We start from the raw sequence: 16,517 nt of genomic DNA, 5'->3' as shown, positions 1-16,517 counted from the left end.
TTCGCCCCAGAGATTCCGACGGACAGGGGCAGACCGGTCCGCTCCGTGATCAAGTGGATCTTCGATCCGTACTTGCCCCGGTCTACAGGATTCGGGCCTGTCAGGTCCCCCTTTTCAGAGCCCGCATGTTCACCGAGTCGATCGCGCAGCGGGACCAGTCCAACTCGCCGCGGGAGCCGAGTTCGTCGAGGACCAGACGATGGAGCTTCGCCCACACCCGGGCCTTCGACCACTCGGCGAAGCGACGGTGGGCCGTGGCTCCCGACGGCCCGAACGACGCGGACGGCACCTGCTGCCACGTGCAGCCCGACGTGGCCACGAACACGATCGCAGCCAGCACCTCCCGGTCACCATGCCGGCGCCGGCCACCGCCCTGAGGCCGCGACGGCGCCTCTGGGACCACCCGCTGGAACAACTCCCACAACTCATCCGGCACCAGCCGCTCAACGATCCCCACCACGACCGACAGCCTACCGACCCAAATGAGATGACGTCTTAGTAGAAGCATTGTACGCTATAAGTTCTAAAGAACTCCCCCGCGTACGGCGCATCCCCTTCGCTCCACCCCCACTCCTCTTTCGTTGTCTCTGATGCGAAGGCGGCACTGAAGAAGTCCTGCCCTTCGGACAGAAGGTGCTTAATGCAACTATCCGCCTGGTTGTCGCTTCCCGGATAGGTGGAGTCTCCACCGATCCAGGATGCCATTTCTCCCACCCGCAGCTTCGCCTTATCTCTGGCGTCAATCGAGCTGGTCGTGCTCGTTCTGACGGCCCCGATTGTCACATGCCAAACACAGTAGTTCTTGGCGACGCCATTCTGATATACGGGCCCACCGCAGTTTCTGTCCTCCGGGCGGTCCTGGATGGTGTATTCGCCGTTTTCCATTGCGGCGGCATGGCCAGCTGGAAATATCGCCAAGGTTGAGGCGGCCATTAGAGCTGCGAGAGTGGATTTGATGCTAATCAATTTATAGTCCATTAGGTGTTGCGTTTCAATTTTTGTGAACCTCACGCGGGGCGTTTTTCGCCCGGCGATAGATGGTAAGGGAGCGGAGATGGGGGCGGCATGAGTAATTGTTGACCATGTGAAGCTTGTAGGGACTCGCTACTTGGTCCAAGTTTCACCCCATTAGGGTCTTTTAGGGTTAGAGGTGTTTCTCGATGCAGTGCCGATATCCTTGACTGCGAGGGGCTGCGTGCCAGATCGGTGGTCCGGACGGTGCGTCTCCGAAGCTGCGGAAGGCGGAAGTGGCATCAGGCTGCGCTCGCGTCGCGGCCTCGGGCAGCGGGCGCCGGCGCGAAGTACAAGCTGGTCTTCGTCGACCGGCTCCTGGCCACCCTCGTCCGCCTCCGCCACGGTGCCACCCATGACGTGCTGGCCTGCTGGTTCGGTGTCGACCGTTCCACGATCATGCGTGCAATCGGTGAGGTGCGGCCCCTGCTCGCGTTGCGCGGCTGAACCATTGCGCCCGGCATCCGGCTGCGGACATTGGTCGAGGTCATCGACCACCTCGGATCCAATGGGAAGACCGGGATCATCGACGGTACAGAGATCCGTGTCCGCAGGCCCGCCGCGGGACACAAGGACCGGGAGAAGTTCATCTTCGGGAAGAACAAGCAGAACGCCGTCAAGTCCATGGTCGTCACGGACGCCGGAGGGAGACTGCTGTTCTGCAGCCCAGCCCAGCCGGCCAGCTGTGCCGATATCACGCATGCGCGACAGTTAGGCCTGGCCAAGATCCTTGCAGGCGGGTTCGATGTGGAGGTTCTCGCCGACGCCGGCTACCAAAGATTGGGCGCCCAGACCGGCGGACGTGTGGTGACACCACCGCACCGCAAGTTCAAGAAGAACGCCCCGGACTGGTACGAGGAAATCCAAGCACGACAGCGCAAAGCCCACTCCTCGCGACGCATCCGGGTCGAGCACGGCATCGCCACCTGAAGAACTGGCGAGCCCTGGCCCGCCATCACGGCCGACGCGAGCACCTGACCGACACCATTCGAGCCATCGCCGGGCTGCTGTCACACCAGCAGACCGCCAACCTCGTGGCCAGTCAGCGAATGTGAACACCGGCCCAAACCGCACTTCGTGACGCGCCACCGCCAACCACGCACGAGGTCGTTAGGCGGTGTCTTTCAGGTCATCTGATTGTTGGGCTGGCTGTGAGGGATCGGGAGATGTGTGACGCGGTGTGGGCGGTGGTCGAGCCGTTGCTGCCGCCTGCGGGTCGTGTCTGAGGCAGGTGGTGCGATCACCGCCGGGTTCTCGAGGGCATCGTGTTCACGTTCCGGACCGGTGTGTCCTGGAGGGATCTGCCCGAGCGGTTCGGGCTCTGGCAGACGGTGCGCGGACGCTGCGCCCGCTGGGTGGCCGACGGCGCCTTCGGCCGGCTCGGCCGGAGCCCAGAGCGGGGCGGAGGTGGACTGGCTGTCGCGGTGGACTCCACCGTCGTGCGGGCCCATCAGCACACCGCGGTCAAAGGGGGTTGAGGAACGAGGGCTCGGGCGCTCCCGTAGCGGGCTGAGCAGCAAGATCCACCTGGCCTTGCGACGGGCGGGGGCGACCGCTGTCTGTCACGGTCACGCCGGGTTCCCGCGACGACTGCACGCAGGCCGAGGCGGTCATCGACCGCATCCGCGTCACCCGGCCCGGGCCGGGACGGCCCCGCGTCCGGCCGGATCAGGCGGTGGCGGACAAGGGCTACTCCGCCCGCTCCTTCCGCACCTACCTGCCAGACGCGGAATCAAGGCGGCCATCCCCGGAACGCGCGGACCAACTCCCGGGCCGGCGCCGACGCCGTGAACGGCCATACGGCTTCGACAAGGCCGTCTACCGCCCCCGCAACGACGCGAACGCTGCTTCCACCGCCTCAAGCAGCCGCGCGGCATCGCCACCCGTTACGAGAAACAGCCCGGCCGCCCCCTCACCGCCATCACCCAGACCAGCACACTCATCCGGCTCGACCCATGACCGCCAAGATGCTACCTAGGTCTGGCTTGCGGACCGACGTCGATCTGGACTCCTGCACACAAACCGACCTGGACACCTGGCACGCAGAGAAGTACTCCACGCGTCAGTCGGCGTCGGCGCAGACCTTCTTGCGATGGTGCACAGTGTCACCCACCGAATGCCCCGACTGACGATCCCTTACTGCGCCACGCGAAGCAGAGGTATCGATGGCTCAGCGCCGACGCATCGATCTGCTGCAACGCGTCCTGCACGATGATTCCTTGCAGCTCAGGACCCGCGTAGCTGCCTGCCTTGTCCTGCTTTACGCACCACCGCAGCCAGAGCGTTCGCCTCACCGTCAACGATAGTCAATGCTGTCGGGATTCTTCGACCAGCTTCATGAACTGTCCGAGAAAGGCGTTCGCCGCTGGCTCTGAGCCCAGGGGGAGCAGGTACGAGCTGGCTTCACTTGAGCCTAGCCAGCGGGTGTGGATGAATACCCCGGCTTCACTGCCGTAGAGCTGGCTGGGCTTCTGGATCGCTAGATCAGCGAGCTTACCGCCGAGGCAGACGGGCTGACTGCCGTCCCATACCGTGCCGATGATGATCAGGCGGTCCGTCACAACGACGCCACTCGTTGTGGCAGCTGCATCTTTACCTGAGCGTCGCAGAAAGCTGCGTCGTCGGCTCGACACTGGCACGGGGACGCTGTGTGTCTCGCAGGAGATGCGTGACGAGGCTGTGAGGTCGCCAAGCAAATGCAGGTCTGAGAACGTCGAAAGAGCTGCTTGGAGGCGCGGGTCCAGTTCTCCCATCCGGCATAATCGAGTCGTACGGTCGTACTGTTGAATCTTCATTTTGGGTTCTCCCGGAGCTGGGTATTGCTATGTTCTTCAGAACTCCTTCTCCTATCCCTGGTCATGGTCAGGACGTCACGGTTCGCCAGGGCGGTTCTTGGCGGGATTGAGGGTCAACAGTCATGGCTCGAGAGACCCTTCGCAGCTGTAGGTGAAGGTGGTGAAGGCGGTGACTGAATTTGGTGAGGTGATCTCGAGGGTCGCTTTTGCCCGGTAGGCTCCCTGTCCGTTGAAGTCCCAGTTCAGACGGAGAGAAGCGTGCTTCTGTCCCTTGGTGATTGTTTCCTCGAGTGGTCCAGAGGTCGTCCCGTCGCTTCGGATCCACTGGTATGCCAAAGTGCCGACTGACCCGTTCGTCGTGACATTTCCCGTCACTTCAGCTGTCTCATTGCAGCTGATCCCGTTGTCTGCGCTGACATCTACTGACAGGCTGGTGACTGCCAGGCTAGGTCCAAAATAGGGGGCTGCAAGATAGACGGCCACTCCAATGAGGATTGCTGCTGCCGGCGTGTACTGAAGAAGTCGTTTGCGCCGTCTGGAGGGCGGCACATGCCCGGAGTTCCAGGTCTTGACCAGCGGAGCTGGTGCCAGTGGCGGCTGAGTGTGTGGCGACTGGGAGATGAGTGTGGCTGGGATTGTGACGTGCCGGTCGGTGACAGTGGGGCCGGAGGACCAGCTTTCATCGAGGTAGGTGGGCGACGTCAGTTCGTGGTCTCTGTCTGGGACTGGCTTCTGCACCGAGCCGAAGTGGAGTGCGGCCGTAGTGGGTTCTACGGGGGAGGCGGGCCATGGCATATACACCGTTGGTGTCCCGTCTGGGTCCTCCGGGCGGTGATGAGGCGGGTTGCTATGGTGCGGCATGGATGCTCCTTAGCATGCCGCGCTGGGTATGTGCCGGTATGGCCTGGCGCGCTCGGCCTGTGGCTGGCTGGAGAGCAGTGCTCCCCAGCGCCGTGAACACTGCTGTTGATCAAAGGTGTGCTCTGCTGCTAGCTGATAGCGGGTCTTGCCGCTGAGAGTGAACGTCTGCGATGGGCCGTCCTGGTGTCCGGGATTTGATGCAGTGCTCCCAGCGCTGGCGTCATACCACGTGACGGTGACTGAGATGGGTGACGTGGTGTCAGTCGTGACCAACAGGCCGACTTCTGCACGTCGGCCTTGTATGGCAGCCATGTCAGTGAGACCGAGGAACGAGACATGCACGGGGGGAATTGGAGGAGAACTCTCCTCGTCCGGGCTTGAAGTCGGTCCGTCGGCAGTGCTTCCGCTGGTTGCGCCGCTTGATCCGTCAGATGTGGGTGATCCGCTCGTGCCGGGCGCACCGGACGTTGTGCCGGCGGTAGCTCCGGTCGGTTCACCTGCTCCCGTGGCGCCGCTGCCGCCAGTTCCGAGCGTACCGCCAGCATCGCCCGTTCCCATCGGACCATTGGATTTGCCGCCGTTGGACCCGCCTGTGGTCGCATCGGCCGTGCCTGAGAGCGTACTGGTGGGGCTGGTGATCGGTGGGCTGCTTGATGCGGAACCGGAGCTGGAATGAGATGCTGATGGAGCGACAGTGCTCCTGGCAAAGTGAGGCCCGGACTTCTGAGAGTCAGATCCCCCGCCGGCAGCGGCGACTGTCACCACGGCTCCGGTAGCGATCACCAGAGCACCGGCAGTGCCAGCTGCCCATCCCGGAATTCGCCGGGGCCCTGAGACAGGTCGGGTGGGCCTCGGGCGGCCCTGCAGCGGGGTGACGGCGAAGTCTGTGCTACCGCCGCCGACCACCGACACATGCCTGGGAAGCGTCAGGGGAAGCAGCGCCATCACGGCTGACAGTGCGCGCTTGCCGCGATCTTCCCAATCAGATCCGTAGGCGGCCTGTGCAACCTGATCCAGCTCGGTAACGAAGCAATGGGCGTCGAGCGGCCTCTGATCCGGTGACTTGGCCATTCCCCGCCGAATCAGTGGCCGCATGGGCTCTGGGACAGCAGTTTCGGGTATCTCAGCGGTTGTGTGCTGGACGGCCAGTTCCGCAATTGTCTCCCCGGTGAAGGGCTTGCTGCCAGTAAGGCATTCAAAGAAGGTGGCGGTAGCTGCGTAGATATCGGTGCTTGGGGAGGCTGGCCCGCCCTGCCACTGTTCAGGCGCCATGTAGGCGGGGGTGCCCACCACGTTCGTGGCCTCGCCAGCATGCACGGCGATCCCGAAGTCCGCCAGTTTAGAGTGCCCTTCAGGGGTGACGAGCACATTTTCCGGCTTGTAGTCGCGATGTACGACACCACTGGAATGCGCGGCTGCCAGCCCGAGTAGTGACCCCTTCAGCACAACCAGGGCTGTCTCAGGGACGGTGGCGCCCTGCTCACGCAGCACAGCGCGCAGACTCGCACCGTGAACAAGCTCCATCACAATTGCCGCACCAGCCGGAGCTTCAACGTATCGGTAGAGCCGCACGACGTACGCAGAGTGCAGCCCGGAAAGGAGCTCAGCCTCTGACCGGAATGCCTCACGGAATCCCTGATCCGTGTGGAGCTGCTCATCGAGGTACTTGATCGCGACGGGCGTTGAGGTGCTGTGGTCAAGCGCCTCTACGACCCGACCGCTGGCACCAGATCCGAGCTCTCGCACTGTGCTGTAGCCGGGGACTTCCCATGCGTCGTCCGAGGCCATTGCTGAGATCTTGCCCGTCATGCCACGCCTTCCGCCACCCGCTCGCCGTCTTCCGTGCCTCTGGTAGGCCGCGCGCAGCGAGATGCCTCTGCGGCCCCCCATAGGTTGTGCCTACATTTTGGTCGGGGCATGAGCAATCGCCACTCATCTGGCGAGAAGGGTGTTAGGCGCAGTCTGCTCTGCTGCGCAAGGTGCGCTGCCTTCCGGACGCAAGAAGCCGGTCAGAACACTGCGAGTAAGACCCCTACGACCTTGTCCTCTGCGACAAAGCCCCCGTCAAAGCGGCTGTGGTAGCGGGAATCCGCCGACTGGCTCCGGTGATCTCCCATGACCCACAGCTTGTAGACGGGAACCTTCACCGGCCCGAACGGCAGACCTGCACACGCTTGGTCTCCGGGAAAGAGGTAGTCCTCGCGCACCCGAACACCGTTCACCTTCAAGGGCCCTGAGCCTTGACACTCAACTGTGTCGCCACCCTTAGCAATGACCCGCTTGACTAGATACTCGTCTTTGGCTGGCGCTGCCAGTCCGATGAACTCGAAGAAGGAACGGCCCCAGCCGGTCTGTGGTGACGCTGCACCGCCTGATGTTGGCAGCCAGCCACCCGGATCGCGGAAGACGATGACGTCACCTCGGTCTGGTGCGCCCAACAGCAGAGACAGCTTTTCCACTGCGACCCTGTCGCCAACCCTCAGGGTGTTCTCCATGGAACCCGATGGAACGGAGAAGACCTGCACCACATACGTCTTCAGACTGAAAGTAAGAACGATCGTGAGAGCCAGGAAACGAACCCACGGATACACCAGCCTCCAACGCAGGGGGACCCGGGCACGAGACAAGTCCGGCGGCCCGCTGTCGCCCTGGCTCCCTCGCAGCGGCTGAACAGAAGAGCTCACGCCGCCACCCCATGTGCCCGCCCGACTCTGGCAAACATTGTGCTGAGCTCACCAGGAATATCGAGCACCGTCAGGTGCGTCCGGCAGCGCAGCGAAGCCTTGAGGTCCTCCGCCGCCAGCCGGACGGCTCCGGCAGCCGCAGGATCTACGCTGTCATCACGGAACGCGAGCGCTACCTGGCCGCCGGGGTGGGCCAGTTCCATAAAGACGGCAGGCGCCCGGTGTCGAAAGGCACCCTCCAGCATTTCTGACACGATCAGGAGCACAGCGTCGGCAACACTAGGCTCCACCCGCCAGATCCTCAGCTGACGCTCCGCTATGTTCCGGGTTGTTGCGGCCGCAGTTGATCCAAGCAATACCCGCCACGCAAGTGCTGCTCCCAGGACACCACCCATAGGTGGCAGAGCCCATACAGCGTCAGCGGCGCAGGCTGCGAATGGAACACGGTACCGAACCGACATTGAGATGCTCCCTGGGTCAACGGAAGCGGACCCTTCCATCTAAGAGCGCCGTCCCTTGACTGCCCTGAGTAGGCAGTACTCGACCTCATCAGTTCTGCATGTCCTAGCCGTCACGGTCAGCGCGGTCCTGACAGTCACAGATCGGGCACCCTGGCTATCGCCCGGCTATCAATGAAGAGTCAGGCCCCGATGCACCGCCCCCTGTGGGGAAGTCTCTGCGAGCGGAGATCAGCTGGGAGCACAGGCTTGCCGGCTCGGGCCGACTGAGGTCTTGAGCCGGTACGCGAACCATCCGTCAATCGGGCTGGGGTAAGCACCGTCCGACGGGCTCGGGGCCGGCGGCAAGGGCACGTGGATCTCAACGGCCATGCTGGGTACGAGGTCCACCCCGATTCGAGCCCATCCGCCCGCCACAGCCAGGGGACCGGCAGCACCGCAGGAGACGTTGGAAAGAGCTCAGCGCCCAGCAACGCGGTGCATTCCACCCTGCAGCGCCAGGAAGCGGTATGAGAGGGTTACGCTCGGCTGCCTGTGACACTGCTCCGGCTGCACTAAACATCTACCCAGGAGCCAGCACCTTTTATGGTAGGCGCACTTTCCAAGTGCCGCGACATGGCAGAATTCGCCGATCTCTCGACATGTTTGAAGGGATTATTCAATGATAAACGCCCATCGGAGTTCCTCTCAATGGATTCGTGCCGTGCGTCAGGTTGAAGAAACAGACGGCGGCCTTTTTATCCATGGGGGAGAGGGTGGAGAAGAGTGGTGCTTCAATTTTCAGGAATGCTATGACCTGGATGATGAGCAGGAGATCGAGCTTGGTATGGACACCTACTGTGTCGTTGTTGAACCTGGCCAGCGATGCTACTACGGCGGAATTGTAGAATGCGTCGCAAGTGGCAGAGAAGTCAGACTGGTCTTCACCAGTGAAGCCGCTGAGGCCCTAGAGGTGGAGACCCACTGCGTTTTTTCACTCGACGTTCCTGACAGCGAGATGGAGGTGGCCAGAAGCGGCTTACGGGAAATTCTATCCTCGGGGCGTCCTGATTCAATTCCTTTGCGTATTGATATCTAAATGCCTCGAGGAGAACCTGTGATCGCAAATGGTTCGGCTGACCAGGCTCAGGCATAGAAATAGGAACTGATTCGGTCAAATTCCACAGTGCCGGCCGAGAGTCATGCAATTCTGGAAGGGGTTCTGAGGCTGTGGATGGCGGCATGTCTCCCTCCTCCTCTCTTGCGGTCGCAGGGAAGCTTCCAGCGTCGAGAGGCAAGGTGGGCTGGATTGGGGCATATTTCTGGTTGGTTCTGGGAGGTCTTGGTATTGCTGGATTAGAGCCGAGAGAGACCTTTAGACCGTGTCCTATGTGGTGAGGCGGTCGTTGGGTTTGTGATGGTGCGGGGTACGTGGAGTTGGATCGTTCCGGACGGGCTGTGGGAGATCGCGGGGCCGTTGATCCCACCGTCGAAGGTGCGGCCGCAGGCGGTGGGACGCAGGACACGCCTGATGGGACAGTGTTCGCGGCGATCGAACGGACTGCCCCTCGTCGTTGGCGTCTCCGCGGCCAACGTCCACGACAGCCTCGCACTGAAGCCCATGGTCGCCGGTCACCAAACGAGACACGACCCTCACCTCGGCCGCCACTTCAAGCCCCAACGCTTGCACACCGACAAGGCCTACGACGTCCCCGACCTGCGGAGATGGTTACGCGGCAAACGCATCGGCGTCCGCATCGCACGCAAAGGCATCGACTCCAGCGAATGCCTCGGCCGCCGCCATCTACTGCTACAAACGACTCATCCGCCTCACCACATAGGACACGGTCTTAATGCTTCGCGCTAGCGATCGGTGGAGTCCCTGTTCTTCTTTCGGGAGTGTCAGATTCTTTGTGTAAGCCCGGTGTGACGGCTTGTGTCAGTAGTCGGTGACGCGGTCGCCGTAGAAGCCGGCGAGGCTGTTGATTGCTTCTTTCCAGTTGCGGGTTCGGCCGGTGGCGTTGGGGCGGTTGGGCTGTCGCTCGCGGATGACGAGGTAGAGGACCTTCAGTGCCGCGTTCTCGTCGGGGAAGTGGCCGCGGCGGTGGGTGGCCTGGCGGAAGCGGGAGTTGAGGGGCTCGATCATGTTCGTCGTGTAGACGATCTTGCGGATCTCGGGTGGGAACCGCAGGAACATCACGAAGTGCTCCCAGCTGCGCCTCCAGGTGGCGATCATGGCGGGATAGGTCGCGCCCCAGGTGTCCTCGAAGTCCGCGAAGCGGGCCTCGGCTGCGTCCATGGTGGGGGCGGTGTAGACGTGGCGGAGTTCTTTGGCGATGGTCTGCCAGTGCTTGGTGGAGGCGTACTTGAGGCTGTGGCGGACCATGTGGACCACGCACAGCTGGATGTCGGCCAGCGGCCAGATGTTCTGGATCGAGACGGGCAGGCCCTTCAGCCCGTCGCAGCAGGCGATCAGCACGTCCTGCACGCCGCGGTTCTTCAGCTCAGCCAGCCAAGTCATCCAGGCCTTGGCGCCCTCGCCGCCGGAGCCGACCCACATGCCCAGGACGTCGCGTTCGCCCTCCAGGTTGATGCCGACGGCGACGTAGACCGGCCGGTTGGCAACCGCCCCGTCCCGGATCTTGATGTAGATGGCGTCGATCATCACGACCGCATACGTGCGGTCCAGTGGCCGGTTGCGCCAGGCATCCAGCTCAGTGCTGACCTTGTCGGTGGCCCGTGAGATCAGATCGCGGGAGACCTCCACGTCGTAGATCTCTGCCAGATGGGCCTGGATCTCCCCGGTCGTCAGCCCCTTCGCGTACAGCGACAGGATCGCCGCATCGAAGCCCTTGATCCGGCGCGAGTGCCGCGGTACCACCTGCGGGCTGAAAGAGCCGGCCCGGTCCCTGGGCACATCCAGCTCCACGGGACCGACGTCGGTCAGCACCGTCTTCTTCGAGGTGCCGTTGCGTGAATTGCCCGACCCCGCACCGGCTTTGTCGCCCTTCTCGTAGCCCAGGTGCTCGGTCAGCTCCGCCTCCAAAGCGCCCTCCAGCACCAGCTTGACCAGCCCGGACAGCAGACCACCCTCCCCGACCAGATTCACCCCCTCGCTGCGCGCCCGCTCGATCAACTGCTCGGCCAGATCCCGGTCCAGCTGCACCGCACGTGCCAACTCCGCACCCGTTCTCACGCTGTTCGCTACGCTCTCGCGCGGGCGCTCGTCCTTGATCGCCATGGTGGATCCTTCCCGGCAGAGGCCACACCTCATGCCAGACAGGTCACACCAGGGCATACACAAAAATCAGGACAGTCCCCTTCTTTCTCGGAAGGCGTGATTACCAAGCCCCCCTGGAGATCCCGGTTAAGTAGGCGAGGTGGGATTCGAACCCACAAGCCCGAGGGCGGCGGATTTTAAGTCCGCTGCGTCTGCCCATTCCGCCACTCGCCCATGCGCGACGGCACGCGGCCGTAGGCCAGGTTCCCTGCCTATGTTCCGCCACCTTGCAATCTGATTCTGACCTAGGAGCTTGCACAACTCTGGAGCAATGGCTACTCAGGTGAGCCGCACAGAGGGTGCGAGGTGATTGTTTTCAGCTCGCGGATCCATCCGCCCGGCGGCTGCACTCAAAGGTTTCTGGCTGGGTGCCGATTTCTGTAGCCCGACCGTTCTCACGCAAACAGACCCGGGCGACTCCCGTCCGACCGACAGCCAGATCTGCCGCATGTGCGGCTTGTCCAGGCGCACGACAGGGGCCTGGTCGCTCTGACTGGAGAAGACAACCTTGCTGGCGATGTAGATGTACTGGCCGTCGCGGACAGCAGGCGAAGCCTTGAACGCTGCGACAGTGGCGTTGCGGTCCAGCCGCACCGCAACGCGTGCGGCCTTGACTGCACCCGTGGACGGCCCCGAGGCTACGGCTGGCCAGAGGAGGGGGCTGGTCGAGGAGCCCGCCGGTGGCAGGGCAACGGCCATGGCGCCCGCGGTCAGCGGGATGGCAGCAAAAGCCCACATGCGGCGAGGGCGGACGGGGCGTGGCGGTGCCAGCTGCGGTGTTGTGCTGGATCTCGCGCATCAGGTTTTCCTTCAGGAGCTGGTGGCGGCGTCCTGGAAGGTCCCGTTCTGTCGGGACCGGCAGTAGCCGGGCCATCTCCCTGCGCTCGGCTGGGGTGGGCCGGGACGGCGTGAGGCTCATGGGGTTTCCATACTCTTCCTCGTGGGTTTGATCCGGGTGATTCGTAAGATCGGGACGCCCAGGGGCGCTGGGAGTGCCTTTCATGTGTTCGCCGTTGCTGTGGCTGACGAGGATTGGCCGCCTGGCGCCCCGCGACGACTCGGCCGCTGATTGGGATGCGCGAACTGAATTGCTTGTACGGACGCGTCGGTGAGGTGTCGTCTGCTGGGAGCGACTACCCGCACGCGAGCGAGGAGGACCGAGTGCCCGAACTGTGGGCTGGGACGGATGCGGGCAAGGCCGGGCACCATTGCACGGCGATCGACGCGGACGGGAAGACGGTCCTCTCGCGCCGGATGCCCAACAGTGAGTCCGAACTCCTGGAACTGCTCGGCGATGTCCTGAAGCTGGCCGACGGTGACCCGGTCACCTGGGCGGTGGACCTGAACTCCGGTGGCGCCGCACTGTGGATGCGCTGCTGGTCAACAACGGGCAGAAGCCGCTGTACATCCCAGGCCGGACCGTGCACCACGTCTCCGCTGCCTACCGGGGCAGCGGGAAGACCGATGCGAAGGACGCCTTCGTCATCGCCGACACCGCCCGCATGCGCCGTCCCTGCAACCGCTGGATCAGACCAGCGAGGTCGCGGTGGACCTGCGGCTCCTGACCGCCCGCCGCATGGATCTGTCCGCCGACCGCACCCGAGCGATCAACCGGCTCCGGGCACAGCTGCTGGAGTACTTCCCGGCCCTGGAACGGGCCTTCGACTACAGCGTCTCCAAGTCCGCACTCATCCTGCTGACCGGCTACCAGACGCCAGCCCCGCTGCGGCGCATCGGCCGGTCCCGGCTGGCCACCTGGCTGAAGAACCACGGCGTCCGCCCGATCATCGGCGCCAAGAGCGCTGCCGTTGCCGCGGTCACCGCCGCCGAGGCCCAGTACACCGCTGTCCCCAGGGAGACGACCGCTGCCAGGATGGTCTACATCCTGGCCAGGGAGGTGATGACGCTCGACCAGGAGATCGCTGAGCTCGAAGCCCTGATCGAGAGTCGGTTTCGCGAGCACCCCGACTCCGCAGTGATCATCAGCATGCCCGGCATCGTCGACATGCTCGGCGCCGAGTTCATCGCCGCCATTGGCAGAGACATGGCCGCCTTCGGCAGCCCCGACCGTCTCGCCGGTGTTGCCGCCTCGCACCCGTCCCGCGCGACTCTGGCAAGATCAGCGGCAATCTCCGAAGACCTCGCCGCTACAGCCGCCGCCTGCTGCGGCTGTTCTACCTCTCCGCCCAGGTCGCCGCCCTTCACTGCCCCGAGTCCAAGTGCTTCTATCAGCGCAAACGCGCTGAGGGGAAGCCCCATAGGCAAGCCGTGCTGGCCCTCGCCCGGCGCCGCCTCAATGTGCTCTGGGCCCTCATACGCGACCACCGCATCTTCGAAGCAGCCACCGCCCAACCAGCCACTACCGCAGCATGATGCTGTCACCTAGCGTCACCACTCTGGCTTGACAACAACATTGGGAATCCTCCTGAAGTAGGGGGCGGAGCGCAGGGATGCGATCAGCATTGAGTTCCCGTTCTCCACCGAGAGCCGAAACCGGCTACTTGGGGAGCTTCTGTGCGACATCCCGTGAGTTCTCCTGAGCCCCGCAGAGTCACCAACCTCGTGGCCAGGGGGTTCGCCCTCTCAATGGTGACTCTTCGCGCCCTGACGTAACTTCGGGATTCCTGAAGCGTTCTCACTGTGTCTGACCGGTCGATGGTCAGAGTGAAGGTGAGGGGCTCGGGTTGACGCTGGCTGTCGTACGGGACCTGCGCGATGTCCGGCCGTCGGCCACGGCGGAGGAGCTCTGGCGCGGGCTTCGGCGGGGCTGGCGGACGGCACGATCCGCGGGGACGTCGGGCACCTGGAGCAGATACGGTCCTGGTTCGGCAGGCCGCTGTGGGAGATGGAGCCGCCTGACGCCGACGCGTACTTCGGGAAGGTGCTGCGGGCTTCGCCGAGCGGCACCCGGCTGGGGCGCTCTCAGGCTCTGACTACGCACTTCCTGTTCCTGGAGCTGCGGCACAAGGTCGAGATCCACCGGATGACCGGTCGGGTGATCGAGTGCCCGATCGACGAGATGAACCGGCCGCGCGGCTCGAAGGACGCGGCACTGCGGATTCCGCCGTCCGGGCCGGAGGTCAAAACGCTGTTCGCCGGTTGGGGCGGCGAGCTGGCGACCTGCCGGAAGTTCGCCCCGACCGCCCGGAACTACACCGCCTCCAAGCTGATGTCCCAGGTCGGGCCGCGGGTCAGCGAGGCGTACAAGCTCGATCTGGCGGACATCAAGTGGGACCTGGGCCGCTTCGATAAGCTCCACGTCCGCCACGGCAAGGGCGCCCGGGGCTCGGGTCCGCGCGAGCGGACGGTCCCCCTGATCAACGGCGCCGACCGCACGCTCCGATGGTTCATCGAGGACGTCTAGGGCCAGTTCGACGACGACCACACCCGCCCCGGCGCCCCGCTGTTCCCCTCCGAACGCAGATGCTCCGACGGCTCCTCGGGCCGGGTCGGCGACGATGCCCTGCGCGGCGGCCTCAAGGCCGCGGCCACGGCACATCTGCCGGGCTGGGGCGACAAGCTCACCCCGCACGTCCTGCGGCACTTCTGCGCGTCCGAGCTCTACCTCGGTGGACTCAACCTGATCGCGGTCCAGGAAGTCCTCGGACATTCCTGGATCGCCACGACCATGCGATACGTCCATGTCCAGCAGACCCGGGTCGAGGACGCCTGGGCAGCCGGGCAGCAGCGGGCCGCGAAGCGGCTGGAAGGACTTCTGCGATGAAGTGGAACCTGCGGCTGACCGCCGCGAACAAGGGGATCTGGAAAGCCTCCGAGCTCCAGCGGAGCCTGGCCGAGCCGGCCTGGTCATCTCGGCCGGCAAGATATCCGGGTTGTGGTCCGGCCAGCCGGTCTCCCTCAAGCTGGAGGACCTGGACGTCATCTGCGTCGTCCTCGGCTGCGAGATCGGCGACCTCCTCATTCCCGAGCCGCAGAAGGTGCACCGCCCCGGCCAGGAGGAGACGGTCCGGGCCGCTGTCGGCTCGGGGACCGCCGCGCCGAAGGTGATTCCCAAGCGCCGGGACGGCCGGTCGCTGCCGCCGGAGTGAGCTGGTGGCACGCTTCCCGAAGGGCTACGTCAAGCCGACCAGTTCCTGCCCGGGCTGCCTGGCCTAGGGCGACTTCCGCGGACGGCTCTGCCACACCTGCTACATGTTCGGCCGGGGGCACGACGCGGCGGAATGCGCCGGCTGCCGTCGCGTCCAGCCGTTGAAGTGGGACTACTGCCGTTTGTGCTAGTGCCAGGCCCGCCTCGGCGCGAAGACAGTCGACGGCCAGCTGGCGGAAGGGGCAGACGTGCGGGAGAGGCTCGCCGCCGTCCGGCACCAACAGCTGTTCTTCGTCGGGATGCACTACCGCAGAAGACCGACGCCTCCAGCCCGACGGAAGGGAGGACGGCGTGGCCCCCGGCGCAAACCGCCTCCCGCGCCGGCTTGGCGTCCGAACCTCGGCTGGCGGCAGCCGCCGCTGTTCGAGCAGATCCCCCGGCACTTCGGTCGGCTCGACCCGGCCGACGCCGACCTGGCCAGCCCGTGGCTGGCCTGGGCGAAGTACCTCGCCCACAGGCTCGCCGAGTCCCGCGGATGGGGACGCAATATCCGCTTCGCGGTCAACCGGGGCCTGGCCATCGCCCTCACCGGTCACGTCGAAGGCGACGTCATCCGGCACACGGAGATCTTCTCCCCGCTACGGGCCCCTGGACCTGCCCGTCGGCCACATCATCACGGTGCTGGAGGAGATGGGGATCTTCGAGGACGACAGCGAGCCGTCCTTCGAGCACTGGCTCGTCGGACGCCTGGAAAGGCTCGCACCCGGCATCCGTTCGGAAGCCGAGCGCTGGACCCGAGTCCTGCGCGACGGCGGCCCCCGCAGTCTCCCGCGCAGGGAGGGCACGGTCTGGCTCTCCCTCAACCAGGTCCGTCCGGCCCTGCTGGACTGGTCGAACCGCTACGCCCACCTGCGGGAGGTGACTCGCGACGACGTCCTCGCCCACGTCAAGACGCTGCACGGTCATCAGCGACGTGACCAGCTCGTCGCCCTGCAGTCTCTGTTCACCTGGGCCAAACGGCAGGGGTTGATCTTCCGCAACCCCACCAGCCGGATCAAGGTCGGGCAGAACGAGTACGCCGTGCTGCAACCTCTCCTCCCTGAGCAGGTCGAGCGCTCCGTCCCGACTGCGTTGACGCCGGCGGCGCGGCTCGTCCTCGCCCTCGCGGCGGTCCACGTCGCCCGGGTCGCCCAGATCGCCGCCCTCGTGCTCGACGACGTCGATCTCGGCAACCGCCAGCTGACCATCGCCGGACGCGCCCGGCCTCTCGACGACCTCACCCTGAAGCTCCTGACGGACTGGCTGGACCACCGGCGACGCCGGTGGCCGAGCACCGCGAACCTCCACCTGCTGATCAACAACCAGACCGCCAACACGACCGGCCGGGCCAGCCACTGGATC

At 64.6% G+C, this 16,517-nt stretch carries 12 protein-coding genes, 1 tRNA gene and 6 pseudogenes; 11 read left to right on the top strand and 8 right to left on the bottom strand.

The annotated features are described in order from the left end of the window. Positions 1–508, bottom strand: a pseudogene (locus ACF08N_RS36425) (IS5 family transposase); the annotation flags it as partial. A gap of 710 nt (positions 509–1,218) precedes the next feature. On the opposite strand from ACF08N_RS36425, the gene ACF08N_RS36420 reads away from it, so the two are divergent. The 4 genes from ACF08N_RS36420 to ACF08N_RS36405 all read left to right on the top strand — a co-directional run bounded on the left by ACF08N_RS36420 (position 1,219) and on the right by ACF08N_RS36405 (position 2,989). Further along, a complete protein-coding gene (locus tag ACF08N_RS36420; RefSeq protein ID WP_392329016.1) occupies positions 1,219–1,458 on the top strand; it encodes a transposase family protein in 240 nt (79 codons plus the stop codon). Positions 1,459–1,488: 30 nt separating this feature from the next. Then, positions 1,489–1,941: a transposase family protein gene (locus tag ACF08N_RS36415; protein ID WP_392329015.1), complete on the top strand. Its 453-nt coding sequence runs from the start codon at positions 1,489–1,491 to the stop codon at positions 1,939–1,941. Positions 1,942–2,276: 335 nt separating this feature from the next. Continuing rightward, a complete protein-coding gene (locus ACF08N_RS36410) occupies positions 2,277–2,489 on the top strand; it encodes a transposase (protein ID WP_392329014.1) in 213 nt (70 codons plus the stop codon). 77 nt (positions 2,490–2,566) lie between these two features. Then, complete coding sequence (locus ACF08N_RS36405; RefSeq protein WP_392329018.1) at positions 2,567–2,989, top strand: hypothetical protein; 423 nt, start codon at positions 2,567–2,569, stop codon at positions 2,987–2,989. Positions 2,990–3,317: 328 nt separating this feature from the next. Here the strand turns inward: ACF08N_RS36405 and ACF08N_RS36400 are convergent, their stop codons facing one another. The 4 genes from ACF08N_RS36400 to ACF08N_RS36385 form a co-directional block, all read right to left on the bottom strand. Next, entirely contained in the window at positions 3,318–3,806 is a 489-nt protein-coding gene (locus ACF08N_RS36400) for a hypothetical protein (protein WP_392329013.1), read from the bottom strand. A gap of 870 nt (positions 3,807–4,676) precedes the next feature. Beyond that, positions 4,677–6,476: a protein kinase gene (locus ACF08N_RS36395; RefSeq protein ID WP_392329012.1), complete on the bottom strand. Its 1,800-nt coding sequence runs from the start codon at positions 6,474–6,476 to the stop codon at positions 4,677–4,679. A gap of 200 nt (positions 6,477–6,676) precedes the next feature. Further along, positions 6,677–7,258, bottom strand: coding sequence for a signal peptidase I (gene lepB, locus ACF08N_RS36390; protein WP_392329017.1), 582 nt, complete (start codon positions 7,256–7,258; stop codon positions 6,677–6,679). An 89-nt stretch (positions 7,259–7,347) separates the two neighbouring features. Then, a complete protein-coding gene (locus ACF08N_RS36385; protein ID WP_392329011.1) occupies positions 7,348–7,617 on the bottom strand; it encodes a hypothetical protein in 270 nt (89 codons plus the stop codon). A gap of 895 nt (positions 7,618–8,512) precedes the next feature. Here ACF08N_RS36385 and ACF08N_RS36380 point away from each other — a divergent pair. Beyond that, positions 8,513–8,887: an Imm10 family immunity protein gene (locus ACF08N_RS36380; RefSeq protein WP_392329010.1), complete on the top strand. Its 375-nt coding sequence runs from the start codon at positions 8,513–8,515 to the stop codon at positions 8,885–8,887. A gap of 318 nt (positions 8,888–9,205) precedes the next feature. After that, positions 9,206–9,610 (top strand): annotated as a pseudogene (locus tag ACF08N_RS36375) (transposase); the annotation flags it as partial. A gap of 117 nt (positions 9,611–9,727) precedes the next feature. Here ACF08N_RS36375 and ACF08N_RS36370 read toward each other — a convergent pair. From ACF08N_RS36370 to ACF08N_RS36360, 3 genes are all read right to left on the bottom strand, one after another. Further along, positions 9,728–11,029: an IS256 family transposase gene (locus ACF08N_RS36370; protein ID WP_392329009.1), complete on the bottom strand. Its 1,302-nt coding sequence runs from the start codon at positions 11,027–11,029 to the stop codon at positions 9,728–9,730. A 131-nt stretch (positions 11,030–11,160) separates the two neighbouring features. Then, a tRNA-Leu gene (locus tag ACF08N_RS36365) sits at positions 11,161–11,242 on the bottom strand. A gap of 105 nt (positions 11,243–11,347) precedes the next feature. Next, positions 11,348–11,767, bottom strand: a complete 420-nt coding sequence (locus ACF08N_RS36360) for a hypothetical protein (protein WP_392329008.1) — start codon at positions 11,765–11,767, stop codon at positions 11,348–11,350. Positions 11,768–12,229: 462 nt separating this feature from the next. Here ACF08N_RS36360 and ACF08N_RS36355 point away from each other — a divergent pair. From ACF08N_RS36355 to ACF08N_RS36335, 5 genes and pseudogenes are all read left to right on the top strand, one after another. Further along, positions 12,230–13,441 (top strand): annotated as a pseudogene (locus tag ACF08N_RS36355) (IS110 family transposase). A 472-nt stretch (positions 13,442–13,913) separates the two neighbouring features. Next, positions 13,914–14,432 carry a hypothetical protein gene (locus tag ACF08N_RS36350; protein ID WP_392329007.1) on the top strand — a complete coding sequence of 173 codons (519 nt, stop codon included), beginning with the start codon at positions 13,914–13,916 and terminating at the stop codon, positions 14,430–14,432. A 39-nt stretch (positions 14,433–14,471) separates the two neighbouring features. Further along, a pseudogene (locus tag ACF08N_RS36345) lies at positions 14,472–14,660 on the top strand (site-specific integrase); the annotation flags it as partial. Between the two features lie 128 nt (positions 14,661–14,788). Beyond that, positions 14,789–15,117, top strand: a pseudogene (locus ACF08N_RS36340) (helix-turn-helix domain-containing protein). Positions 15,118–15,806: 689 nt separating this feature from the next. Further along, positions 15,807–16,517, top strand: a pseudogene (locus tag ACF08N_RS36335) (hypothetical protein); the annotation flags it as partial.

It is taken from the genome of Streptomyces sp. NPDC015127, from assembly GCF_043080095.1.
In the GTDB taxonomy this organism is placed as follows: domain Bacteria; phylum Actinomycetota; class Actinomycetes; order Streptomycetales; family Streptomycetaceae; genus Streptomyces.
This window is presented reverse-complemented; position numbering and strand designations above follow the sequence as displayed.

Excerpts from the sequence above, each read along its gene's own strand:
- ACF08N_RS36400 (WP_392329013.1), bottom strand. The coding sequence starts at position 3,806 with ATGAAGATTCAACAGTACGACCGTACGACTCGATTATGCCGGATGGGA.
- ACF08N_RS36395 (WP_392329012.1), bottom strand. The coding sequence starts at position 6,476 with ATGACGGGCAAGATCTCAGCAATGGCCTCGGACGACGCATGGGAAGTC.
- ACF08N_RS36370 (WP_392329009.1), bottom strand. The coding sequence starts at position 11,029 with ATGGCGATCAAGGACGAGCGCCCGCGCGAGAGCGTAGCGAACAGCGTG.
- ACF08N_RS36360 (WP_392329008.1), bottom strand. The coding sequence starts at position 11,767 with ATGGCCGTTGCCCTGCCACCGGCGGGCTCCTCGACCAGCCCCCTCCTC.
- ACF08N_RS36350 (WP_392329007.1), top strand. The coding sequence starts at position 13,914 with ATGGAGCCGCCTGACGCCGACGCGTACTTCGGGAAGGTGCTGCGGGCT.